Below are 23076 nucleotides of genomic sequence, written 5' to 3' on the forward strand. Positions count from 1 at the left end.
CTGCGGTGCCGCGAGTTGCCTGCGGTGCCGCGAGTTGCCTGCGGTGCCGCGAGTTGCCTGCGGTGCCGCGAGTTGCCTGCGGTGCCGCGAGTTGCCTGCGGTGCCGCGAGTTGCCGTGGGTTTGCGGCGGGCCGTCGGCTGCACGGCCCGGGTGCCGCGTGGCTCGTCCGTGGTCGCCCGGAGTGGTGCGGGCACCGGAGCGCGGCGGCGGTCATGGCGAGCTGCCGGGCCGGGGCTTCCATGGCGAGCTGCGAGACCGAGGCTGCGAGACCGGGGCTTCGTGGATCGGACTTCGTGGATCGCCGGGTCGAACTCCGGCACCCGGCGCCGCAGGGCTCAGCGCGTCGGCCCGCTGAGCGTCGATCAGCGTCCCGCCGATCGCGTGCCGCGGTTCCGCCTGCACCGATCCTGCGCGCCGGGGCCTCGTTGCTCCTCGGCCCTCGGCCGGAAACGGCGAAGACCCGCCCGGCGATGCCGCGAGGCGGGTCTTCGGATGTCTCTCGGGAGAGCCCGGGGCTCAGTAAACCGGCCCGGTGTACTTCTCGCCCGGCCCCTGGCCCGGCGGGTCCGGCACGACCGAGGCCTCGCGAAACGCCTTCTGCAGCGACTGCAGTCCGTCGCGAAGGGGCCCGGCGTGCAGGCCGAGGTACTCGGCGGAGGCGGTCACGAGCCCGGCGAGCGCGGTGATGAGGCGGCGCGCCTCGTCGAGGTCGCGGTGCGGCGAGTTCTCCGGGTCGGCGTCGGCGAGGCCGAGGCGTTCGGCTCCCGCGGACAGCAGCATCACCGCGGCGCGGCTGATCACCTCGACGCTCGGGATCTCCTCGAGCCCGCGGTCGTCGGGGGAATACGGGGGCGGTGGCGAAGGTTGTTCAGGCACGTCTGGTACCCTTCCACGTGCGACCAGCTCCCGAGCGATCGGGGGCGGCAAGTGGAGCCCCGCTCCCACCCGCGTCACCGACTCAGGTGTCCGGGTCCGGTCTCGCCGAAGTGGTGCATGCCGTTCAGGCAGCGTACCGCCGAGGCGAAGCGTTCGGCCCTCCGGCCGGGCGCGATCGGAGACAGAGCGGGCCCCGTGCACCGGCAGCAGCCGGCGACGGGGCCTGAGTCATGAGGGCACCAGGTCGAAACGAGAAAACATCACTCGGACCAAGGAGGCCCCATCAGCTCCGAGACACGCATCAACGACCGCATCCGGGTGCCGGAAGTCCGGCTCGTCGGCCCCAACGGCGAGCAGGTCGGCATCGTCCGGATCGAGGATGCGCTGCGGCTTGCCCAGGAGGCGGACCTCGACCTCGTCGAGGTGGCCCCGCAGGCCCGCCCGCCCGTGGCCAAGCTCATGGACTTCGGCAAGTTCAAGTACGAGAGCGCGCAGAAAGCCCGCGACTCGCGACGCAACCAGCATCTGACCGTCATCAAGGAACAGAAGCTGCGGCCGAAGATCGACCAGCACGACTACGAGACCAAGAAGGGTCACGTGTCGCGGTTCCTGGCGGCGGGCAACAAGGTCAAGGTCACGATCATGTTCCGCGGTCGCGAGCAGTCCCGGCCGGAGCTCGGTTTCCGGCTCCTGCAGAAGCTCGCCGACGACGTCACCGAGCTCGGCTTCGTGGAATCGTCGCCGAAGCAGGACGGACGCAACATGATCATGGTGCTGGCCCCGCACAAGAACGTGAAGCCGAAGGCGGCGAAAGCCGAATCGGCCGAATCGGCTCCCGAGGCGTAGCGCCCCAGCGCCGACCAGCACAGTCAGCGGCACACCGGGTCATCCGGTGTGCCGCCGCACGGAAGAGGACAACAAGCATGCCGAAGATGAAGACGCACAAGGGCACGTCGAAGCGCGTCCGCGTGACCGGTTCGGGCAAGCTGCGCCGCCAGAAGGCCGGCCGCCGCCACCTGATGGAGAAGAAGTCCAACCGCCTCACCCGCCGTCTCGAGGGCACGACCGAGGTCGCCCAGAGCGACGTCGGCCGCGTGAAGCGCCTGCTCGGCCGCTGAGGCCCGCACCCTTTCCCGACCACCCCGGGGTCCTCGCACCCCCCGAATTCGACAGGATGGACCAGTGGCACGCGTCAAGCGGGCGGTCAACGCCCAGAAGAAGCGTCGCGCGACTCTCGAACTGGCCAGCGGTTACCGCGGCCAGCGTTCGCGGCTGTACCGCAAGGCCAAGGAGCAGACGCTCCACTCGCTCAACTACGCCTACCGCGACCGCCGCGCGCGCAAGGGTGACTTCCGCCAGCTGTGGATCACCCGCATCAACGCGGCCGCTCGCGCCAACGGCGTCACCTACAACCGGTTCATCCAGGGCCTGAAGGCCGCCGGTGTCGAGGTGGACCGCAAGATCCTCGCGGACCTCGCGGTCAACGACGCGGCTGCTTTCGCCGCGCTCGCCGAGGTCGCCAAGGCGAACGTCACGACCGGCGAAGCGAAGTCGGCCTGACCAGCAGCGTTTTCCGGCCCGGGGCGGATCCGTTCACCGAACGGACCCCCCGGGTCGTTGCCGCGCGCAAACTGACCCGGCGCGCGGAACGCGAGAAAACCGGTCGCTTCCTGGCCGAAGGGGTCAACGCCGTCACCTCGGCGCTTTCCCATGGGACGGTGCACGAACTCTTCGTCACCGAACGCGCCGCCGCCGCCCACCCAGCTCTGGTGGAGGCCGCCCCCCGCGTGTCGCCGATCACCGACCGCGCGGCCGCGAGCCTGTCGGAAACCGTGACGCCGCAAGGAATCATCGCCGTCTGCTCGCTGGTCGACCGTCCACTGGAGACAGTCCTGGCCTCGGCCCGGCTGGTGGTCGTCCTGGTCGACGTCGCCGAACCCGGCAACGCGGGCACTGTCATCCGGGTCGCCGACGCCGCCGGTGCCGACGCGGTAGTCCTGGCCGGCGACACCGTCGACCCGCACAACGGCAAAAGCGTCCGCGCCGCCGCCGGTTCCACGTTCCACGTCCCGCTGGCCCGCGCCCGCGACATCCCGTCGGTCCTGACAGCCCTGCGCTCGGCCGGCCTCCGAACACTGGCCGCGCACGGCTACGCCTCGACGTCGCTGGAGACTGTCCACTTCGGAGACCCAGTGGCCTGGATCTTCGGCAACGAAGCGCACGGCCTGCCCGAGGACGTCTTGTCCGCTGTAGACGAAGCAGTCCGAATCCCGTTGTACGGCAAGGCGGAAAGCCTCAACCTGGCGACCGCCGCCGCAGTCTGCGTCTACACCGCAGCGATGGCCGCCCACCGCTGACGGTGGCGGATCTCCGGCACGTCTACTGGATCGGCGGCGCCCCCGGCGCGGGCAAATCGACGATCGCCCGCCGCCTAGCCGCCCGCTACGGCTGGCACCATTACGCGACCGACGACACCATGCGCGCCCACACCGCCCGCACGACTCCTGCTTCGGCTCCGCTGCTGCACGCCTTCCTGGCCATGGACATGGACGAACGCTGGGTGCGCCGTTCTCCCGACGTCATGCTGGAGACGTTCCACTGGTTCCGTGGCGAGGGTTTCGAGCTGATTGCCGAAGATCTCCTCGACCTGCCTTCGGAACCTCCTGTTGTCGCCGACGGCTTCCGGCTGCTGCCGCACCTGGTAAAGCCGCTGCTGAAGGCCGTGGACCAAGCCGTCTGGCTCCTGCCGACGCCGGAGTTCCGCCACGCGGCGATCGAAGGCCGGAGCACGCCGGGGGAGGATTTCGCATGGCGCACCAGCGATCCGGCCCGCGCCGCCCGCAATCTCGCCGAACGGGACCGGATGTTCACGAGCCGCCTCCGAGAGCAGACTTCGCGGCTCGGACTGCGGGCGATCGAGGTCGACTCCGCGACTTCGGAGGAGGACCTTCTTCGCCAGGTGACGACCGCGTTCCACCTCTGACGCCCGGCGGCCTCCGCCGGACCTCGCCGCAGGCTCCGGCTTGCTTGGCGCACGATCGACTCCTTATGCCACCAGAACTTTGACCGGGGCGGTAACTTTGACCGGGGCGGAGGCCGCTCGACGCCCGTCACGACACGGATATCAGCCCGGCGGACATGGCAACTTCCCTCACCTCGCGGGCAACAAGCGGCCACTAGTCTGCGCCGCTAGTCTCTGCGCTGCCGGTTTGCGCTTGTCGCGGCCCTGTTGGCCGCCGAATCGTGCCGTCGCGCTGCTCGCTGGCTGCTGAGCTGTGCCTGCCGCATCGTTGGTCACCTGCCGGGTCGTGCTTGCCATGTCCCGGCCGTTTGCCGGGTGGCGCGTGCCGCATCGTCGGTCACCTGCCGGGTCGTTCCTGTCACGTTCCGGCCGTTTGCCGTGTTGTGCCTGCCATGTCCCGGGCGTTTGCCGGGTGGTGCCTGCCGCATCGTTGGTCACCTGCGGGGTCGTGCGTGCCGCGTTCCGGCCGTTCGTCGTGTTGTGCCTGCCGCGTCCCGGGCGTTTGCCGGGTGGTGCGTGCCGCGTCTCGGCCGTTTGCCGGGTTGTTCCTGCTGCGTTCCAGCCGCTTGCCGGGCTGCGCTTGTTGCAAACCGCTGGCTCCGGTCGAACTGTGCCCGCCGGTTTGCTGCTGCCGGGTTGCGCTCGCCGAGTTGTCCGGATGCCAAGTGCGTCGCCGGTCACTTCCGCTTCCTGCCGGCTTGCCGCCCTCCGGCGCACCCTGGCCCGAATCCTGTCGCGCACATCGCGCGCACGCGCTCGATCGGGTCGTCGGCGATCTTCACCGCTGTCACCATCGGACCCGAGCGCAGATCCCGCAGTCGTCGCTCCCGGACACCTCAAGACTTCGCCCGCCAAGCACGGCAGCTCCGTCCTCTCGCACCCGTCTCGCCGTCGCCCCGGGCGGGCGTCGCGGCAAGCCGGTCGAGGGGCGGTGCTCACCTGATCCGCTGACGTCCGTTCGGGTCCTCGGCGACGGTCGGTCGTGATCACGGGGCGGATCCGGCGCAGCGGCTCCGGAAGCGGAGGGTGAGCGGCCGGGCCTGGAGCCCGATCCCCTAGACTGAGCTGCCCGATGTGCACGTGCGGCGGCATGCCCGCGTGCCGCCGACAACACCAGTCCCAGTGGACGCCGAGGAGTCATGTCCGGAGCCACAGAACAGCCGGTCGACGTGCTCGCACCGGAGACCCTGCGCGCGGCGATCAAGGCGGCCGAGGACGCCTTCGCCGGCGCGGCCGACCTGGACGCGCTCGCCGCCGTCAAACCGGCCCATCTTGGGGACCAGTCTCCGGTGCTGCTGGCGCGCCGGGAGATCGCCGCGCTGCCGAAGCAGGAGAAGGCCGACGCGGGCAAGCGCGTCAATGAGGCCCGGCAGGCGGTGCAGTCCGCGTTCGACGCGCGCCGCGCCGCGTTGCAGGCCGAGCGCGACGAGCGTGTGCTGCGCGAGGAGGCCGTCGACGTCACGCTGCCGTGGGACCAGGTCCCGCGCGGAGCCCGGCACCCGATCAGCACGCTGTCCGAGCGCATCGCCGACGTCTTCGTCGCCATGGGCTACGAGGTCGCCGAGGGGCCCGAGCTCGAGGCCGAGTGGTTCAACTTCGACGCGCTGAACTTCGGCAAGGACCACCCGGCGCGGCAGCTGCAGGACACGTTCTACGTCGGCGAGGAAGGCTCCGGCCTGGTGCTGCGCACGCACACCTCGCCGGTGCAGGCCCGCAGCCTGCTGCACCGCGACCTGCCGGTCTACGTCGTGTGCCCGGGCCGCACCTACCGCACCGACGAGCTCGACTCCACGCACACGCCGGTGTTCACCCAGGTCGAGGGCCTCGCCGTCGACAAGGGCCTCACCATGGCACACCTCAAGGGCACGCTCGACGCGTTCGCCCGCGCGATGTTCGGCGAGAGCTCGAAGACGCGGCTGCGCCCGCACTTCTTCCCGTTCACCGAGCCGTCGGCGGAGGTCGACGTCTGGTTCGAGGAGAAGAAGGGCGGCCCCGGCTGGGTCGAATGGGGCGGCTGCGGCATGGTCAACCCGAACGTCCTGCGCGCGTGCGGCGTCGACCCCGAGGTCTACTCCGGCTTCGCGTTCGGCATGGGCATCGAGCGGACCCTGCAGTTCCGCAACGGCATCCCGGACATGCGCGACATGGTCGAAGGCGACGTCCGGTTCACCCTTCCCTTCGGAACGGAGGCGTAGTGCGAGTCCCGGTGAGCTGGCTGACCGAGCATCTCGAAGTGGATGCGGACGTCACGCCGCAGGACCTGGCCGACGCCTTCGTGCGGATCGGGATCGAGGTCGACGAGCTGAGCGAGCTCGGCCCGGTGACCGGCCCGCTCGTGGTCGGCCGCGTCGCGGAGATCGAGGAGCTGACCGGCTTCAAGAAGCCGGTGCGGTTCTGCCGCGTCGAGGTCGGCGAGGAACCCGACCCCGAGCCCGACGACGCGGAACTGTCCGAAGAGGACGAAGACGAGGACGACGGCCCGCTCGAGAACGAGGGCCCGCACGGCATCAAGACGCGCGGCATCATCTGCGGCGCGAGCAACTTCGCCGAGGGCGACCTCGTCGTGGTCGCGCTGCCGGGCGTCGTTCTGCCGGGCGATTTCGAGATCGCCGCGCGCAAGACCTACGGCAAGGTCAGCGACGGCATGATCTGCTCCGCGGCCGAACTCGGCCTCGGCGACGACCACAGCGGCATCCTCGTGCTCCCGCCGGGCACGGCGAGCCCGGGCGACGACGCGAAGGACCTGCTCGGTCTCGACGACACCGTCATCGAGGTCACGCCGACCCCGGACCGCGGCTACGCGCTGTCGATCCGCGGCCTGGCGCGCGAACTGTCGAACGCGCTCGACGTGCCCTTCGGCGACCCGGCGATGCTCGACAACTTCCCGGAAGCCGAGGGCGAGGCCTGGCCGGTCCGGGTCGAGGACCCCGAGGGCTGCCCGCGGTTCGTGCTGCGCCGCGTCACCGGTCTCGACGCGACCGCGCCGACGCCGTGGCGGATCCGCCGCCGTCTGATGCTGGCCGGCATCCGGTCCATCTCGCTCGCGGTCGACGTCACCAACTACGTGATGCTCGAGCTGGGCCACCCGCTGCACGCGTTCGCGACCGGCTCCATCCAGGGCGACCTGGTGGTGCGCCGTGCGAAGGCGGGGGAGAAGCTCACCACGCTCGACGACGTCGAGCGCACCCTCGACGCGGACGACATCGTGATCGCCGACGACAGCGGCGTCATCTCCCTGGCCGGCACGATGGGCGGCGCCAGCACGGAGATCACGCCGGAGAGCACCGACGTGCTTCTCGAGGCGGCGCACTGGAACCCGGCGTCGATCAGCCGCACCGCACGACGGCACAAGCTGTTCTCCGAGGCGGCGAAGCGCTTCGAGCGCTACACCGACCCGGCGCTGTGCGCGGCCGCGGTGGAACTCGCCGCGCGGCTGCTGCGCCAGTACGGCGACGGCGCGATCCGCCCGGGCCGCACCGACGTCGGCGGCGTCGCCCCGCACGCCCCGGTGACCATGCCGATCAACCTGCCCGACCAGATCGCCGGCGTGCGCTACGAACGCGGCGTCACCGTGCGGCGGCTGGGCCAGATCGGCTGCAAGGTCCAGCTCAGCACGAGCGACCAGGGCGTCGGCCTCGTCACCGCGACCCCGCCGAGCTGGCGCGGCGACCTCGTGCAGCCGGCCGACCTCGTCGAGGAGGTCCTGCGGCTCGAGGGCTACGACAGCATCCCGTCGGTCCTGCCGGCCGCGCCCGCGGGCCGCGGTCTCACCGACGCGCAGCGCCGCCGCCGCGCGGTGTCCGGCGCGCTCGCCGAGGCGGGCTACGTCGAGGTGCGCCCGTTCCCGTTCATCGGCGACGCGGTGTGGGACGCCTTCGGCCTGCCCGAGGACGACATCCGCCGCACCACGGTTCGCGTGCAGAACCCGCTCGAAGCCGACCACGACCGGATGGCGACCACCCTCCTGCCGGGCCTGCTGGAGACGTTGCAGCGCAACGTTTCCCGCGGCCTGAAGGACGTGTCGCTGTTCCACGTCGGCCAGGTCGTGCTGCCGAAGCCGAACCAGCTCAAGGTCCCGGACCTCGGCGTCGAGCACCGCCCGAGCGACGAAGACCTCGCCGTGCTGGAGGCCGCCGTGCCCGCGCAGCCGGTGCACGTCGCCGTCGTCCTCAGCGGCCAGCGCCCGCGCGCGGGCTGGTGGGGCAAGGGCGACCAGGCAGGCTGGGCCGACGCCGTGCAGGCCGCACGCCTCGTGGCGGAGGCCGCCGGCGTGCAGCTCACCGTGCAGGCCGCGGATCTCCTGCCGTGGCACCCGGGCCGCTGCGCCCAGCTGCGGGTGGGCGACTGGCCGGTCGGCCACGCGGGCGAACTGCACCCGAAGGTCGTCGAGACCCTCGGCCTGCCGCCGCGCACGGTCGCGATGGAACTCGACCTGGACGCGATCCCGCTGCCCGACTCCCGTCCGGCGCCCAGCATCTCGGCCTACCCGCCGGTGCTGCTGGACGTCGCCCTGGTCGTCGGCACGGACGTCCCGTCCGCCGACCTCGCCGACGTGCTCCGCGAGGGAGCGGGCGAACTGCTCGAGGAGATCACCCTCTTCGACGTCTACACCGGCGAGCAGCTGGGCGACGGCAAGCGTTCCTTGGCGTATAAGCTCCGCTTCCGCGCCGCGGACCGCACCCTCACCGTCGACGAGGCCACCAAGTCCCGCGACGCCGCGGTCGCCGCTGCCGGCGAGCGCTTCGGAGCGACGCTCCGCGCCTGACCCGACGCTGTCCCCGCCCCGCGCTCCGGCCACCCAGCCGGTCAGCCGGGGCGGGGGAGCGCTGGTGTCATGGCATCCCTCCTTTTCTTTTCCTGCTAGCGGTTCACTTCAGCCGAGGTGCTTCATCGCCTCCCTTGTGGACAGCGGGGACAGCCCCGGATGCGCCCGGACAAACGCGCGGACCCACTCCGGTTCGGCGCGGGCATGATCCCGCAGCGCCCAGCCGATTCCCTTGCGCAGAAAGAAATCCCGGTCGCCGAGGTTCGCCTCGATCGCGTCGGCGAGCAGGCCTTGGTCCACCTCGTCCTTCGCGCTGACCTGACAGATCACCGCCGTTCGCCGGCGCCAGCGATCAGCGTCTGTCATCCAGCGGCGTAGAACCGGCGTGACCGTCGCCCGGTGCTCGCGCAGGATCGGCCCGACCCGGCGGATCGCGACCTCGTCGACGTAGTCCCACCACGCCCCGGTGACGATCAGCTCCTCGTACATTCCCAGCAGTTCCGGGTCCTGCCACTGCCGATAGGCGCGGTGCCCGGAAAGATCGATCGCCGCGTACCGCTCCTCGCGGTACTCCGCTTCCCGCCACAGCGCGAGCACGGTCTCGGCGAATGTCACCCGATCGGGCAGAACATGCTCGGCGAGAAGCGCCTTCATGAGCTTGCCGCGCGGCGGCTTCGGCACTCCGCGAAACGGCATCGCGGACTTCATGTACGCCTGCATTTCCGGTGCCTTGACCGGGTCGGCCAGTTCGGCGAGCCCGGTTCGCACCGCCGTGATCAACGCTTCGCCCGCTCGCATCGAGGGCCACCTCCGTCGGATCGGATCCCGACGATCGGGGGACAGCGCGGCTCGTGTCGGGAAACGAGATTCTGCCGCGCAGCCGGTAGCTTCGACGAGCCCGGGTTGCCGTCGTACGCAAAGGACCACTGTGAGGAAAATCGTCACCGCACTGGCCGCCGCCGCTGTCGCGGCCGGAACGCTGGCTGTCGCACCCGCCGCCACCGCGGTGCAGCCCGAAGGGCCGGGCTACGCGCCGCCGCCGATCAAGTGGGGACCGTGTTCCGCACCAGGGCTCGCGAAGGCGGGCGCCGAATGCGGATTCCTGGTGGCACCCATGGATTACGCCCAGCCGTCCGGCGAGACGGTGCAGATCGCCGTCTCGCGGGTGAAGCACAAGACCGCGAAGTACCAGGGCGTGATGCTGGTGAACCCGGGCGGCCCGGGAGGTTCCGGGCTCGGCCTTTCGGTGCTCGGCCGGAACGTGCCCAAACACGCCGGCGACAGCTACGACTGGATCGGCTTCGACCCTCGCGGCGTCGGCTCCAGCAAACCGGCGCTCACGTGCGACGGGAACTACTTCGCGCCCGCCCGGCCGGCTTACGTGCCGAGCACGCCGCAGCTGGAGAGCACCTGGCGTGCCCGCGCGAAGGGCTACGCCGAGGCCTGCGCGAAGAACGGCCCGCTGCTCCAGCACATCAAGACCACCGATGTCGCGCAGGACATGGAAAGCCTCCGCAAGGCGCTGGGCGAGAAGCAGATCAACTACTACGGCTTCTCGTACGGCACCTATCTCGGGCAGGTGTACAGCACGCTGCACCCGGACCGCATGCGCCGGATGGTGCTCGACGGGAACGTCGACCCGCGCAAGGTCTGGTACGACGCCAACCTCGACCAGGACGTCGCCTTCGACCGCAACATCAAGATCTACTTCGGCTGGCTCGCGAGGTACGACAACGTCTATCACCTCGGCAAGACCGGTTCCGAGGTCGAGCGGCTCTGGTACGCGCAGCAGCGGAAGCTCGACCGGAACCCGGCGGGCGGCGTGATCGGCGGCGACGAGTGGCTCGACGTCTTCCTGCAGGCCGGTTACTACGTGTTCGGCTGGGAAGATATGGCCAAGGCGTTCGACGGCTGGGTGCACCGCGGCGACTGGCAGGCGCTGAAGGCGTTGTACGAGAAGTCGAACGCACCCGGCGACGACAACGGATACGCGGTGTACAGCGCGGTGCAGTGCACCGACACGCAGTGGCCGCAGGACTGGGACCGCTGGCGCCGCGACGCCTGGGCGACCCAGAACCGCGCGCCGTTCGAGACCTGGAGCAACACCTGGTACAACGCGACCTGCCTGAACTGGCCCGCGAAGGCGGGCAAGCCGGTGGACATCGACGGGTCGAAGGCGAGCGGGGCCCTGCTGATCAGCGAGGAACTCGACGCCGCCACGCCGTACTCGGGCAGCCTCGAGGTGCGCAAGCGCTACCCGCGCTCGAGCCTCATCAGCGCGCCCGGCGGGACTACGCACGCCGGATCGCTCTCCGGAGTCTCGTGCGTGGACGACCGGGTCGCCGACTACCTCGCCACCGGGGCGTTGCCGAAGCGCGTCCGTGATGACCGTTCGGATGTCCAGTGCGCCGCGGTGCCGCAGCCGGTTCCGTCTCCGGTCGCCACCGGCGCGCAGCAGAAGGCCGATGCCCTGACGAAGGCCGCGGCGGAGGAGAAGCAGAGCCTGCTTTCCGGGTTGCTGCGTTTCTGAGCTGTTCTTCCCGGTGCCCCGGTCTGGTCCGCCAGGCCGGGGCACTGTTCTTTTCCGCTGGTCCACCGATCCCCCTCGGTCGTTTTCGTGGTCGCCGGGGACGCTACGGCGGGGGTCTGACAATTTCGGTCCGCAGTCACCCGATCGCGTTAAGTGATCGAAAATTGTCGGGGGTCGCCGATACCTTCGCCGCCATGACGATCATTCAGGAGCATCGGACCGAGGTCCGGTCAGGAGATATCCAGTACCAGGTCGCCGTCGTCACTCGCACCGAGGACGGCGAGCCGGAGCGAGTCACGGTCACGGTCGGCGGAGAACGGCCGGACGGCGAACCCGTTGTCGAGGGCAGACTCGAACTCGACATCGCGTCCGTGGCGACCGTCGCGGAGCTGCTCGACACGAGCCTGCGCACCTTCGCGGGCGGCGGTTCGCGGCGAAGATCGCCCAGCCGCCCGGCGCAGCAGGGCAGACCGTGGACCGACGAGATGGACGCGGATTTGGAAGCCCGCTGGCTCGCGGGCGATTCGGTGACCGAGCTGGCCCGGCATTTCGCGCGGACGCCGGGAGGGATCCGGGCGCGCTTGCCACGGGTGGGCTGCGATCCGGAGCATCCGGGGAATCATCTGCCGACGCCGCCGAGTCTCCGCGAAGCGGAGGAGGGAGCGGACTGACGCATGCCCGCCGGGTTCGCGTCCCGAGGCGGGCCCGGCGTGGCGTTGCCCGCGCGCCGGATTGGCGGATGGGGCGGCGGACGGGCGGATTGGGGGCGGACGGACAGGTTGGGTGCCGAACGACCGGTGCGGCTCCGGTTCGCTGGGCGGCCGCCTGGCGCGGGTGGCCGGGCAGGTGGTGTGCGGGAAAGCCGGTTCGGATGGATGAGTTGTATCCGAAAGAGCCGGTCTCGAGCGGATGGCCTGCGCGCTGGCCGGATGGTCGGCAGCGGGAGGTTCGGCTGGCTGGACGACCCGGCATCGCTGAGCGAATCCGCTCTGCGGGACGAATCCGCTCTGCGGCACGACCCGCTCTGAGGCACGACCCCGCGGTGCTGCACGACCCGCCCTGCAGCATGACCCCGTTCAGGAACACGGCCCGGCGGTACCGAAGGGCCCTGCGTCGCTGATCGTCCTTGTACCGCCGAACGCTCCCGCGTCGCCGGATGGTCCGGCGAGGCTGGGTGGCTGGTGACCTGTGGGCTGGACGCCGGTGACCGGGTGCTGGACGACTCGGGCGGCCGGGCGACGTGGGGCTGGTCGACTCGAGGAACCGGGCGATCTGGGGACTGCGTGATCCCAGGCGGACTGACGATGACTGGAGGAATTTGAGAGAAGTCCTGAGGCTGAGCCGGCCGGGGTGAGGAAACCCTCTTTGTTTGAGCTTGCACGCTCGTGCATAATCATTCGTATGACGGTGAAGATCGCGGTAGCCGGGGCCAGCGGGTACGCGGGCGGCGAACTGCTGCGCCTGCTCCTGACCCATCCCGAGGTCGAGATCGGCGCTCTCACGGCGGCGAGCAGCGCGGGGACGACGCTGGGCACGCACCAGCCGCACCTTGTGCCGCTTGCCGGGCGGGTGCTGCTCGAGACGAACGCGGAGACGCTCGCGGGCCACGACGTCGTGTTCCTGGCTCTGCCGCACGGACATTCGGCCGAGATCGCGGCGCAGCTCGGGCCGGACGTGCTCGTGGTCGACCTTGGGGCCGATCACCGGCTTGCGGACGCAGCCGATTGGCGACGGTGGTACTCCGGTGAGCACGCGGGGCAGTGGCCGTACGGGATGCCCGAGTTGCCTGGGGCGCGCGAGAAGCTCGTGGGCACCAAGCGGATCGCGGTTCCCGGCTGCTTCCCGACCGGCGGGTCGCTGGCGTTGGCGCCCGCGTTGGCGGCGGGGCTGGTCGAGCCCGCGGTCACGGTGGTGTCGGTGACGGGGACGTCGGGTGCGGGCAAGAGTCTCCGGCCGAATTTGCTCGGGTCCGAGGTGATGGGCAACGCGAGCGCGTACGGCGTCGCTGGGGCGCATCGGCATACGCCGGAGTTCGTGCAGAACCTCTCCGGTGCGGCTGGCAAGCCGGTGAGTGTGTCGTTCACGCCGGTGCTCGCACCGATGCCGCGCGGCATTCTCACGACGGCGAGTGCTCAACTCCGCCAAGACGTCGACGAGGCCGCCGTGCGCGCGGTGTACGAGAAGGCTTATGGCGCAGAGCCGTTCGTCCAGCTCCTGCCCGAAGGGACCTGGCCGACGACCGCGGCGACGGTCGGCTCGAACAACGTCCAGCTCCAGCTCGGGATCGACGCCGACGCGGGCAGGCTGGTCGTCGTCACCTCGATCGACAACCTCACCAAGGGCACCGCTGGCGGTGCCGTCCAATCGATGAACCTGGCGCTCGGTTTCCCCGAGGCCACCGGACTTTCCACTGTGGGAGTGGCACCGTGACCGTCACCGGACCGAAGGGTTTCCGCGCCGCCGGCGTGGCAGCCGGGATCAAAGCCTCCGGCGCGCTCGACTTCACGCTGGTCGTCAATGACGGCCCGCTCGACGTCGCGGCGGGGGTGTTCACCCGCAACGTGATCAAGGCCGCGCCGGTGCTGTGGTCGCAGGAAGTGCTGAAGCAGCAGAAGCTGAAGGCCGTCGTTTTGAACTCCGGCGGGGCGAACGCGGCGACCGGGCCGGGCGGGTTTCAGGACACTCACGCCACGGCCGAGAAGGTCGCCGAAGTGCTGGGCACCGGGGCGATCGAGGTCGCAGTGTGCTCCACCGGGCTGATCGGCGAGCGGCTGCCGATGGCGGCGGTTCTGTCCGGTGTGGACAGTGCGGTCAAGGCGCTGGACACCAGCCCGGAGGCGGCCCTGAATGCGGCGACGGGCGTCATGACCACTGACTCCAAGCCGAAGCAGGCGTTCGCCCAGCACGAATCCGGGTGGAGCGTCGGCGGGTTCGCCAAGGGCGCGGGGATGCTCGCGCCGAACCTGGCGACCATGCTGTCCGTGCTGACCACGGATGCCGTGGCGGACAAGGAAACTCTCGACCGTGCCTTGCGCGCCGCCACGCACATCACGTTCGATCGGCTGGACGTCGACGGCGGCACATCGACCAACGACACGGTGCTCGTGCTCGCCTCGGGGGCCAGTGGCGTCGAGCCGACTGAGGCCGAGTTGACCGAGCTGCTCACCAAGGTCAGCCATGACCTCGTGCTGCAGCTTCGGGCCGATTCCGAAGGCGCCACCAAGGATGTCGACGTCACGGTGAAGGGCGCCGCGTCCGAGGCCGACGCGATTGTCGTGGCCCGGACCATCGCCGAGGACAACCTGGTCAAGACCGCGTTGTTCGGGTCCGATCCCAACTGGGGCCGGATCGCGATGGCGCTCGGCCGCGCGCCCGCGCGGATCGACCCGGAGACGGTGTCGATCGCGATCAACGGCGTCACCTTGTTCGCGGGCGGCACGACGGCCGAGGACAGGTCGGCGGCTGACCTGTCCGGGCGCGCCATCGACGTGGTTGTGGATCTCGGCGTCGGTTCGGACGAGGCCACGATTTACACCACGGACCTTTCGCACGCGTACGTCGAAGAGAACAGCGCGTACTCGTCATGACCGATACCGGAAGGCTCGTCTCCGCCGACGAACGGCTCGCCAGCGCGGCCGAGAAAGCCGGCGTGCTGATCGAAGCGCTGCCGTGGCTGCAGCGGTTCCACGGCGCGACCGTCGTGGTCAAGTACGGCGGCAACGCGATGATCGACGACCAGCTGAAGGCCGCCTTCGCCGAGGACATGGTGTTCCTGCGGCTGGCCGGTCTGCACCCGGTCGTCGTGCACGGCGGCGGCCCGCAGATCAGCGCGATGCTGTCCCGGCTCGGCGTGCCGGGGGAGTTCAAGGGCGGGCTGCGCGTCACCACGCCGGAGACCATGGACATCGTGCGCATGGTGCTGGTCGGGCAGGTCAGCCGCGAGCTGGTCGGCCTGATCAACGCGCACGGGCCGTACGCGGTCGGCATCTCCGGCGAGGACGCGCGGCTGTTCACCGCCGAGCGCAAACAGGCCACTGTGGACGGTGAGCAGGTGGACATCGGCCTCGTCGGCGAGGTCGCCGAGGTGAATCCGGACGCGGTGCTCGACATCGTGAACGCCGGGCGCATCCCGGTCGTCTCCACGGTGGCCCCCGACATCGACGGCGTGGTGCACAACGTCAACGCCGACACCGCCGCGGGCGCGCTCGCCGCGGCGCTCGGCGCGGAGAAGCTCGTCGTGCTCACCGACGTCGAAGGCCTTTACGCCAACTGGCCGGACCGGTCGTCGCTGATCGACCGGATCGCCGTCGACCGTCTCGAACGCATGCTGCCCGGCCTCGCCAGCGGCATGATCCCGAAGATGGAGGCGTGTGTGCGCGCGGTGCGCGGCGGCGTGCGCGGCGCCCACGTCATCGACGGCAGGCTCGCTCATTCGGTGCTGCTCGAGGTTTTCACCTCGCGCGGCGTCGGGACCATGGTGCTGCCCGAGGCAGCGGCATCCGGAACGGAGAACGCGTGACTACCCTCAAGTCCAATGCGGACGGTCAGCAGCACTGGCAGTCGGCGGTCATGGACAACTACGGCACCCCCGGCCTGACCCTGGTGCGCGGCGAAGGCGCACGAGTGTGGGACGCGGACGGCTCCGAGTACGTCGACCTGGTCGGCGGCATCGCGGTGAACGCGCTCGGCCACGCCCATCCCGAGGTGGTGCGCGCGGTCACCGAGCAGATCTCGAAGCTGGGGCACACGTCGAACCTGTACGTGAACCCGGTCGCGGTCGAGCTCGCCGAAACTCTTCTCGACGTCGCGGGCCTGAACGGGCAAGGCAAAGTCCTGTTCGTCAACTCCGGCGCGGAGGCCAACGAGGCCGCGCTGAAGATCACCCGGCTCACCGGCCGCAGCAAGGTCGTCGCGGCCGAGGGTGCGTTCCACGGCCGCACCATGGGCGCGCTGTCGCTCACCGGGCAGCCGTCGAAGCGCGAGGCTTTCGAGCCGCTGGTCCCGGGCGTCACGCACGTTCCGTACGGCGACGTCGAAGCATTGCGGGCCGCTGTCGACGGCGAGACCGCGGCTGTCTTCTTGGAGCCGGTGCTCGGCGAAGCTGGAGTGATTCCCGCTCCGGACGGCTACCTGCAGGCCGCGCGCGAGATCACCAAGGCCGCCGGGGCGCTGCTCGTGCTCGACGAGGTGCAGACCGGGATCGGACGGCTCGGCACCTGGTTCGGCTTCCAGCAGGCCGGGATCGTGCCGGACGTGATCACGCTCGCGAAGGGCCTCGGCGGCGGGCTTCCGCTCGGCGCGGTGATCGGCGTCGGCGCGGCGGGAGACCTGCTGAAGCCGGGCCAGCACGGCACGACCTTCGGCGGCAACCCGGTGTGCTGCGCGGCCGGGCTGGCCGTGCTTCGCACGATCGTCCGGGACGACCTGCTCGACCACGTTTCGGCGCTGGGCAAGGACATCGCCGCCGGTGTCGAGGCGCTCGGCCACCCGCTGGTCTCCGGCGTCCGCGGCGCGGGGCTGCTGCTCGGCATCGGCCTGCGGGAACCGGTGTCCGCCGCCGTCGCGAAGGCCGCGCAGGACGCGGGCTACCTCGTCAACCCGGTCGCCCCGGACACCGTCCGGCTCGCCCCGCCGCTCGTGCTCGACGAGCAGCAGGCGCACGGCTTCCTCTCCGCCCTCCCGGGCGCGCTCGACTCCACCACCACGAAGGAATCCGACTGATGCCCCGCCACTTCCTGCGCGACGATGACGTCACCCCCGCGGAGCAGACCGCTCTGCTCGACCTGGCCGATCAGCTGAAGGCCGACCCGCTCGGCACCAAGGCGCTCGCCGGCAAGACGGTGGCCGCGATCTTCGAGAAGAACTCCACCCGCACCCGGTTCTCGTTCGAGGTCGGCATCAGCCAGCTCGGCGGGCATCCGGTGATCGTCGACGGCCGTTCGATGCAGCTCGGCCGCGAGGAGACCATCGAGGACACCTCGCGTGTGCTGTCCCGCTACGTCGACGCCGTCGTGTGGCGCACCTTCGCGCAGAAGCGCATCGACTCGATGGCGTCGGTCGCGTCGATCCCGATCGTCAACGCGCTCACCGACGAGTTCCACCCGTGCCAGGTGCTCACGGACCTGATGACCATCCGCGAGCGCAAGGGCAAGCTCGCCGGGCTCACGCTCACCTACCTCGGCGACGGCGCCAACAACATGGCGCATTCGCTGCTGCTCGGCGGAACCACAGCCGGGATGAACGTGCGCGTCGTGTCGCCGGAGGGGTTCCAGCCCGACCAGCAGGTGATGCTGGACGCCAAGCAGCACGGAGCCGAAACCGGCGGCAGCGCCACCGTGTACACCGACGCGCGCGAAGCCGTCGACGGTTCGGACGTGCTGGTCACCGACACCTGGACGTCGATGGGACAGGAGAACGACGGCCTCGACCGGGTCGGCCCGTTCCGCGCCCTGCAGATCAACGCCGAGCTGCTGAAGCGCGCCGCCGACGAGGCGATCGTGCTGCACTGCCTGCCCGCGCACCGCGGCTGGGAGATCACCGACGACGTGCTCGACGGCCCGGCCAGCGCGGTCTGGGACGAGGCGGAGAACCGGCTGCACGCGCAGAAAGCCCTGATGGTCTGGCTGTTCGGGCAGAACGGCCGATGACCAGCAGCCGGGTCGGGCGCCAGGCGCGGATCACCGAACTGGTGTCCACGATGGCCATCCGCAGCCAGACGGAGCTGGCGCGGCTTCTCGCCGCCGAGGGAATCGACGTCACGCAGGCGACCCTGTCGCGCGACCTCGACGAACTCGGCGCCGTCAAGCTGCGCGGCGCCGACTCGGGCGCGCCGGTCTACGTCATCCCCGAGGACGGCAGTCCCGTCCGCGGCGTGCAGGGCGGCACCTCGCGGCTGTCCCGGTTGCTCGCGGAACTGCTGGTGTCAGCGGATTTCTCCGGCAACCTCGCGGTGCTGCGCACGCCTCCGGGCGCGGCGCAGTTCCTCGCGAGTGCGATAGACCGGGCCGCCCTGGAGGAGGTCGTCGGGTCCATCGCAGGCGACGACACGGTCGCGGTGATCGCGCGCGAACCGCTTACCGGGCGAGACCTTGCTGAACGCTTCACCGCGCTCGCGCAGGGTTCGGCGGAAGGGGATGAGCCGTGACCCGGCGGGTCGTGCTCGCCTATCCGGGCGGGCACGGCTCCTCAGCCGCGCTGAATCTCCTTGCGGGACAAAGCGAAGTGGTCGCTGTCGCCGTGGATTTCGGTGCGGGCGATGTAGATCTATGCGCGCTTCGGCGGCAGGCGATGGCCGACGGAGCCGTCGAAGTCGTGGTCGCGGACGTCCGCGAGGAATTCGCGAACGGCTACTGTTTGCTTGCGCTGCAAGCGAACGCGCTGATCGTCGACCGGCATCCGCTGGTCCTGGCCCGGCCGCTGCTGGCGAGCAAGCTCGTGGCGACCGCGCGGGACCGGAATGCGCCGGCCGTCGCACACGGTGGCGGCGACACGTTGTCCAGCATGATCGCGACACTCGCGCCAGACCTGGAGATCGTCGAACTCGGCGTCCGAGGCAGGCAGGAACTGTCGACGAGCCGGACTCTGTGGGGCCGGGCCGCGACTTCCTACCGCAGCACCGAGGACGCGACGGCGAACCTCGGCGCACCGGACGAGGTCGTAGTCACCTTCGACCAGGGCGTACCGGTCGCGGTCGACGGCGAGACGGTCAGCGTGGCCGAGGCCGTGCAGCGGCTCGGCCACCGGGCCGGAGCGCATGGAATCGGCCGATTCGACCTGGCGGACAGCTACGACGCGCCAGGCGCGGCGGTGCTGATCGCCGCGCATCAGGAGCTGGAATCAGTCACCCTGGACCGCGATCTGGCGAGGTTCAAACGCGGGATCGACCGCCGATGGGCCGAGCTGGTGCACGACGGGTTGTGGTTCTCGCCGCTGCGCGAGCCGCTCGACGCGTTCGTCCGGCGGGCGCAGGAGCGCGTGTCCGGCGAGGTGCGGCTGGTGCTGCACGCGGGCAGCGCGACCGTCGCCGACCTCCCCGGGAGGCGGCTTCGCCCGGTCGGACGGCGGTACCGTCCGGGCACCGGGCAGACTCCGCTGGGGAGCACCCAGCATCCGAGCACCCAGGCGTCCTGAGACGCCGGACGAGAGAGGCAGAACGTGAGCGGGAAAGACCAGCCGGTGCAGCTGTGGGGCGGCCGGTTCGCCAGCGGGCCGGCCGAGGCGATGGCGGCGCTGAGCGCCTCGACCCACTTCGACTGGCGCCTCGCGCCCTACGACATCGCCGGGTCGCGCGCGCACGCCCGCGTGCTGAGCAAGGCGGGTCTGCTCACCGAAGCGGAACTGGCCGGGATGCTGGACGCGCTCGACACGCTGGCGCAGGACGTCGAGTCCGGCGCGTTCACCCCGACGATCGCCGACGAGGACGTGCACACCGCTCTCGAACGCGGTCTGCTCGAACGCGCTGGCACTGAGCTAGGCGGCAAGCTGCGGGCAGGCCGTTCCCGCAACGACCAGGTCGCGACGCTGTTCCGGATGTGGCTGCGCGACGCCGCGCGCCGGGTGGTCGCAGGCACGCTCGACGTGATCGACGCACTGGTGTCGCAGGCGTCCCGGCACCCGGACGCGATCCTGCCCGGCCGCACCCACCTGCAGCACGCGCAGCCGGTTCTCCTCGCGCATCACCTGATGGCCCACGGCCAGTCGTTGCTGCGCGACGTCTCCCGCCTGCGCGACTGGGACGCGCGCACCGCGGAATCGCCGTACGGCTCGGGCGCGCTCGCCGGTTCGTCTCTCGGCCTCGATCCGGAAGCGGTGGCCGCCGAGCTGGGCTTCGACACCAGCGTGGAGAACTCGATCGACGGCACCGCCTCGCGCGATTTCGTAGCCGAGTTCGCGTTCGCCGTCGCGATGCTTTCGGTGAACCTGTCGCGGATCGCCGAAGAAGTGATCATCTGGAACACCGCCGAATTCGGCTACGTCACGCTGGACGACGCGTGGGCCACCGGCAGCTCGATCATGCCGCAGAAGAAGAACCCGGACGTCGCGGAGCTGACCCGCGGCAAGGCGGGACGGCTGATCGGCAACCTCACCGGCCTGCTCGCCACGCTCAAGGCGCAGCCGCTCGCGTACAACCGCGACCTGCAGGAGGACAAGGAACCGGTCTTCGACTCCGTCGAACAGCTGGAACTGCTCTTCCCGGCGATCGCGGGAATGCTCGGCACGCTCACCTTCCACACCGACCGGCTCGCCGAACTGGCTCCCGCCGGGTTCACGCTGGCCACCGACATCGCCGAATGGCTGGTGCGCCAGGGCGTGCCGTTCCGCGTCGCGCACGAGGCGGCGGGGGAGAGCGTGCGGGTCGCGGAGGCGCGCGGGGCCGGCCTCGACGAGCTGACCGACAAGGAGTTCCAGGCCATCAACCCGGCGCTCACCCCGGCGGTGCGCGAAGTCCTCACCGTCGAAGGCTCGGTGCGTTCGCGGGACGCGCGCGGCGGCACCGCGCCGGATCGCGTTGCCGAGCAACGGGAGCGCCTGGTCGAGCGGGTGGCTGCGCATCGGCAGTGGCTGAAGTGATCTGTCGTCAGGCTGCTGGTTAGGCTGGCAGCCTGACGAGGGGAGTGCGTGTGGACCGGTTGTTCCGGCGCGAAGAACTGGCACTGGACCCGGTCGACCTGGCTCGGCTGCTGCTCGGTGCCGTCCTCGAGGCCGACGCGCCCGAAGGCCGGGTCGGGGTGCGGCTCGTCGAGGTCGAGGCCTATCGCGGGCTCGACGATCCCGCTTCGCATTGCTACCGCGGGAAAACCCCGCGCAACGCAGTGATGTGGGGCCCGGCCGGTCACCTCTACGTGTACTTCGTCTACGGCATGCACTTCTGCGCGAACGTCGTCGGCACCGAGGACGGACAGCCGGGCGCGGTGCTGCTTCGCGCGGGCGAGGTCGTCGAGGGCGCGGACATCGTGCGGAAGCGGCGGCCGAACGCGCGCGGCAACGGCGAACTCGCCAAGGGCCCGGCGATCCTGACGTCCGTGCTGGGCCTCGCCAAGGAACAGAACGGCGTCGACCTCACCGACCCCGAATCGCCGGTGCGGCTGCTCGTCGGCGAGCGCGTGCCCGCGGAGAACGTGCGCACCGGCCCGCGCGTCGGCGTCGCGATGGCGATGGAGACGCCGTGGCGGTTCTGGGTCGACGGCTCACCAGCGGTCTCGACCTACCGCCGCGGCGGGAAACGCCGCCAGGTGCGACCCGCGGGATAGTCGTTTGACCTGGTGGGGGATCATCTACAGGTGTGAGTGAGCACATCCTTGACGAGTTGTCCTGGCGCGGCCTGATCGCGCAATCCACCGACATCGACGCCCTGCGCCGAGAACTCGACCGCGGCCCGCTCACGCTCTATTGCGGCTTCGATCCGACCGCGCCCAGCCTGCACGCCGGCAACCTCGTCCCGCTGCTGATGCTCAAGCGGTTCCAGCGCGCCGGGCACCAGCCGATCGTGCTGGCCGGCGGCGCCACCGGGATGATCGGCGACCCCCGCGACAACGGGGAGCGCACGCTGAACACCCTGGACGTCGTCGCGGACTGGGCCGGGCGGATCCGCGGGCAGCTGGAGCGGTTCGTGGACTTCGACGATTCGCCGACCGGCGCGGTCGTGGAGAACAACCTCGACTGGACCTCGAAGCAGAACACGCTGGAATTCCTGCGGGACGTCGGCAAGCACTTTTCGGTGAACGTGATGCTGAACCGGGAGACGGTCAAGCGCCGGCTCGAGGGCGACGGCATGTCCTACACCGAGTTCAGCTACCTGCTGCTGCAGTCCCAGGACTACCTGGAGCTGTACCGCAAGCACGGCTGCAAGCTGCAGGTCGGCGGCTCGGACCAGTGGGGCAACCTCGTCGGCGGTGTGGACCTGATCCGCCGCGTCGAAGGCGGCACCGCGCACGCGCTGACCGCGCCGCTGGTCACCGACGCCGAGGGACGCAAGTTCGGCAAGTCCACCGGCGGCGGCAACGTGTGGCTCGATCCGGAGCTGACCTCGCCGTATGCCTGGTACCAGTACTTCGTGAACGTCGGCGACGCTGACGTGCTCCGCTACCTGCGCCTGTTCACCTTCCTCGACCAGGAGGAGATCGAGGCGCTGGCCAAGGACACCGAGGAGCGTCCGCACCTGCGTGCCGCGCAGAAGAAGCTGGCCGAGGAGTTCACGAACCTGGTGCACGGCGAGCACCAGACGCGCCAGGTCATCGCGGCGAGCCAGGCGCTGTTCGGCCGCGGCGAGCTGACCGAACTGGACGCGCCGACGCTCGACGCGGCGATGGCCGAGGTCCCGAACGGCAAGGTCGAGCCCGCGGGCGACGCGACGATCGTCGACCTGCTGATCGCCGGGGGACTGGTGGACAGCAAGGGCGCGGCGCGGCGGACCGTGAAGGAGGGCGGCGCGTACGTGAACAACGCGAAGGTCGCCGACGAGGAGTGGAAGCCCTCGGCTTCCGACGCGCTCCACGGCCGCTGGCTCGTGGTCCGCAAGGGCAAGCGCAACGTCGCCGGCGTCCGCGTCGGGGGCTGATCTCCGTCCCGGCCCGAAACAGGGGGTCTGACCTGCGGGAACGCGGTTAAGGTACCCCCCTGTTTCGGGCCCCTGGAGGGCGTGTAAAGTTCTCCAAGTCGCCAGGGAAACCGGGTGGCCGCCGGGACACGAACCAAGCTCTCGCCTCTAGGGTGATTGAGTGGGTGTCCCACCAAAAACTGCTAGGAATGACCGCTTCGGTCAGGCTCGCCCTCACGGGGGTTCGGGTTTGGTTCGGGGTGTGTTGCTTGAGAACTCAACAGTGTGCTAGTGAACTAAGCCAGTAGAGCTTATATGAAACCCCCTCGTCGGGGTTTCCTTTGAG

21 protein-coding genes are annotated in these 23076 nt (G+C 70.3%); 19 read left to right on the plus strand and 2 right to left on the minus strand.

The genetic code is table 11. From position 1 onward, the window contains the following. Positions 1 to 517: 517 nt before the first annotated feature. Positions 518 to 877 (minus strand): DUF1844 domain-containing protein, encoded by a 360-nt coding sequence (locus ACFXI3_RS38050; protein WP_037818165.1) that lies wholly within the window; start codon positions 875 to 877, stop codon positions 518 to 520. A 282-nt stretch (positions 878 to 1159) separates the two neighbouring features. Between ACFXI3_RS38050 and infC the strand changes: the two genes are divergently transcribed. The 7 genes from infC to pheT all read left to right on the plus strand — a co-directional run bounded on the left by infC (position 1160) and on the right by pheT (position 8664). Then, positions 1160 to 1723 (plus strand): translation initiation factor IF-3, encoded by a 564-nt coding sequence (infC, locus tag ACFXI3_RS38055; protein ID WP_200864208.1) that lies wholly within the window; start codon positions 1160 to 1162, stop codon positions 1721 to 1723. Between the two features lie 77 nt (positions 1724 to 1800). Continuing rightward, positions 1801 to 1995 (plus strand): 50S ribosomal protein L35, encoded by a 195-nt coding sequence (rpmI, locus tag ACFXI3_RS38060; protein WP_344286555.1) that lies wholly within the window; start codon positions 1801 to 1803, stop codon positions 1993 to 1995. Positions 1996 to 2059: 64 nt separating this feature from the next. Continuing rightward, positions 2060 to 2437 carry a 50S ribosomal protein L20 gene (rplT, locus tag ACFXI3_RS38065; RefSeq protein ID WP_020660351.1) on the plus strand — a complete coding sequence of 126 codons (378 nt, stop codon included), beginning with the start codon at positions 2060 to 2062 and terminating at the stop codon, positions 2435 to 2437. Then, a complete protein-coding gene (locus ACFXI3_RS38070) occupies positions 2434 to 3234 on the plus strand; it encodes a TrmH family RNA methyltransferase (RefSeq protein ID WP_378406265.1) in 801 nt (266 codons plus the stop codon). Before rplT ends, ACFXI3_RS38070 begins: the two co-directional genes overlap by 4 nt. A 2-nt stretch (positions 3235 to 3236) precedes the next feature. Next, on the plus strand, positions 3237 to 3860 hold the full coding sequence (locus tag ACFXI3_RS38075; RefSeq protein ID WP_378406235.1) for an AAA family ATPase: 624 nt from the start codon (positions 3237 to 3239) through the stop codon (positions 3858 to 3860). Positions 3861 to 5038: 1178 nt separating this feature from the next. Beyond that, positions 5039 to 6094, plus strand: a complete 1056-nt coding sequence (gene pheS, locus ACFXI3_RS38080; protein WP_009079609.1) for a phenylalanine--tRNA ligase subunit alpha — start codon at positions 5039 to 5041, stop codon at positions 6092 to 6094. Then, complete coding sequence (gene pheT, locus ACFXI3_RS38085) at positions 6094 to 8664, plus strand: phenylalanine--tRNA ligase subunit beta (protein ID WP_378406237.1); 2571 nt, start codon at positions 6094 to 6096, stop codon at positions 8662 to 8664. Before pheS ends, pheT begins: the two co-directional genes overlap by 1 nt. A gap of 108 nt (positions 8665 to 8772) precedes the next feature. Here pheT and ACFXI3_RS38090 read toward each other — a convergent pair whose 3' ends face one another. After that, positions 8773 to 9462 carry a DNA alkylation repair protein gene (locus ACFXI3_RS38090; protein ID WP_378406239.1) on the minus strand — a complete coding sequence of 230 codons (690 nt, stop codon included), beginning with the start codon at positions 9460 to 9462 and terminating at the stop codon, positions 8773 to 8775. Positions 9463 to 9592: 130 nt separating this feature from the next. On the opposite strand from ACFXI3_RS38090, the gene ACFXI3_RS38095 reads away from it, so the two are divergent. From ACFXI3_RS38095 to tyrS, 12 genes are all read left to right on the plus strand, one after another. Beyond that, positions 9593 to 11194, plus strand: coding sequence for an alpha/beta hydrolase (locus tag ACFXI3_RS38095; RefSeq protein ID WP_378406241.1), 1602 nt, complete (start codon positions 9593 to 9595; stop codon positions 11192 to 11194). Positions 11195 to 11388: 194 nt separating this feature from the next. Continuing rightward, positions 11389 to 11865: a helix-turn-helix domain containing protein gene (locus tag ACFXI3_RS38100; protein WP_378406243.1), complete on the plus strand. Its 477-nt coding sequence runs from the start codon at positions 11389 to 11391 to the stop codon at positions 11863 to 11865. Between the two features lie 730 nt (positions 11866 to 12595). Next, positions 12596 to 13624: an N-acetyl-gamma-glutamyl-phosphate reductase gene (argC, locus tag ACFXI3_RS38105; RefSeq protein WP_378406245.1), complete on the plus strand. Its 1029-nt coding sequence runs from the start codon at positions 12596 to 12598 to the stop codon at positions 13622 to 13624. After that, entirely contained in the window at positions 13621 to 14781 is a 1161-nt protein-coding gene (argJ, locus tag ACFXI3_RS38110) for a bifunctional glutamate N-acetyltransferase/amino-acid acetyltransferase ArgJ (protein ID WP_378406247.1), read from the plus strand. The genes argC and argJ overlap by 4 nt, the downstream gene beginning before the upstream one ends. Further along, positions 14778 to 15713, plus strand: coding sequence for an acetylglutamate kinase (gene argB, locus ACFXI3_RS38115; protein ID WP_378406249.1), 936 nt, complete (start codon positions 14778 to 14780; stop codon positions 15711 to 15713). The genes argJ and argB overlap by 4 nt, the downstream gene beginning before the upstream one ends. After that, positions 15710 to 16915 (plus strand): acetylornithine transaminase, encoded by a 1206-nt coding sequence (locus tag ACFXI3_RS38120; RefSeq protein WP_378406251.1) that lies wholly within the window; start codon positions 15710 to 15712, stop codon positions 16913 to 16915. The genes argB and ACFXI3_RS38120 overlap by 4 nt, the downstream gene beginning before the upstream one ends. Continuing rightward, positions 16915 to 17841 (plus strand): ornithine carbamoyltransferase, encoded by a 927-nt coding sequence (gene argF / locus ACFXI3_RS38125; protein ID WP_378406253.1) that lies wholly within the window; start codon positions 16915 to 16917, stop codon positions 17839 to 17841. Before ACFXI3_RS38120 ends, argF begins: the two co-directional genes overlap by 1 nt. After that, positions 17838 to 18338 carry an arginine repressor gene (locus tag ACFXI3_RS38130; protein ID WP_344286579.1) on the plus strand — a complete coding sequence of 167 codons (501 nt, stop codon included), beginning with the start codon at positions 17838 to 17840 and terminating at the stop codon, positions 18336 to 18338. Before argF ends, ACFXI3_RS38130 begins: the two co-directional genes overlap by 4 nt. Beyond that, a complete protein-coding gene (locus ACFXI3_RS38135) occupies positions 18335 to 19324 on the plus strand; it encodes an argininosuccinate synthase domain-containing protein (RefSeq protein ID WP_378406255.1) in 990 nt (329 codons plus the stop codon). The genes ACFXI3_RS38130 and ACFXI3_RS38135 overlap by 4 nt, the downstream gene beginning before the upstream one ends. Positions 19325 to 19348: 24 nt before the next feature. Further along, positions 19349 to 20764 carry an argininosuccinate lyase gene (argH, locus tag ACFXI3_RS38140; protein ID WP_378406257.1) on the plus strand — a complete coding sequence of 472 codons (1416 nt, stop codon included), beginning with the start codon at positions 19349 to 19351 and terminating at the stop codon, positions 20762 to 20764. A gap of 44 nt (positions 20765 to 20808) precedes the next feature. Beyond that, positions 20809 to 21444, plus strand: a complete 636-nt coding sequence (locus ACFXI3_RS38145; protein WP_378406259.1) for a DNA-3-methyladenine glycosylase — start codon at positions 20809 to 20811, stop codon at positions 21442 to 21444. Positions 21445 to 21476: 32 nt separating this feature from the next. Beyond that, entirely contained in the window at positions 21477 to 22751 is a 1275-nt protein-coding gene (tyrS, locus tag ACFXI3_RS38150) for a tyrosine--tRNA ligase (protein WP_378406261.1), read from the plus strand. Positions 22752 to 23076 lie beyond the last annotated feature (325 nt).

Source organism: Amycolatopsis sp. NPDC059235 (assembly GCF_042754125.1).
GTDB classification, from domain to species: domain Bacteria; phylum Actinomycetota; class Actinomycetes; order Mycobacteriales; family Pseudonocardiaceae; genus Amycolatopsis; species Amycolatopsis albidoflava.

Excerpts from the sequence above, each read along its gene's own strand:
- rpmI (WP_344286555.1), top strand. The coding sequence starts at position 1,801 with ATGCCGAAGATGAAGACGCACAAGGGCACGTCGAAGCGCGTCCGCGTG.
- ACFXI3_RS38100 (WP_378406243.1), top strand. The coding sequence starts at position 11,389 with ATGACGATCATTCAGGAGCATCGGACCGAGGTCCGGTCAGGAGATATC.
- ACFXI3_RS38130 (WP_344286579.1), top strand. The coding sequence starts at position 17,838 with ATGACCAGCAGCCGGGTCGGGCGCCAGGCGCGGATCACCGAACTGGTG.
- argC (WP_378406245.1), top strand. The coding sequence starts at position 12,596 with ATGACGGTGAAGATCGCGGTAGCCGGGGCCAGCGGGTACGCGGGCGGC.
- argF (WP_378406253.1), top strand. The coding sequence starts at position 16,915 with ATGCCCCGCCACTTCCTGCGCGACGATGACGTCACCCCCGCGGAGCAG.
- ACFXI3_RS38090 (WP_378406239.1), bottom strand. The coding sequence starts at position 9,462 with ATGCGAGCGGGCGAAGCGTTGATCACGGCGGTGCGAACCGGGCTCGCC.
- argB (WP_378406249.1), top strand. The coding sequence starts at position 14,778 with ATGACCGATACCGGAAGGCTCGTCTCCGCCGACGAACGGCTCGCCAGC.
- pheS (WP_009079609.1), top strand. The coding sequence starts at position 5,039 with ATGTCCGGAGCCACAGAACAGCCGGTCGACGTGCTCGCACCGGAGACC.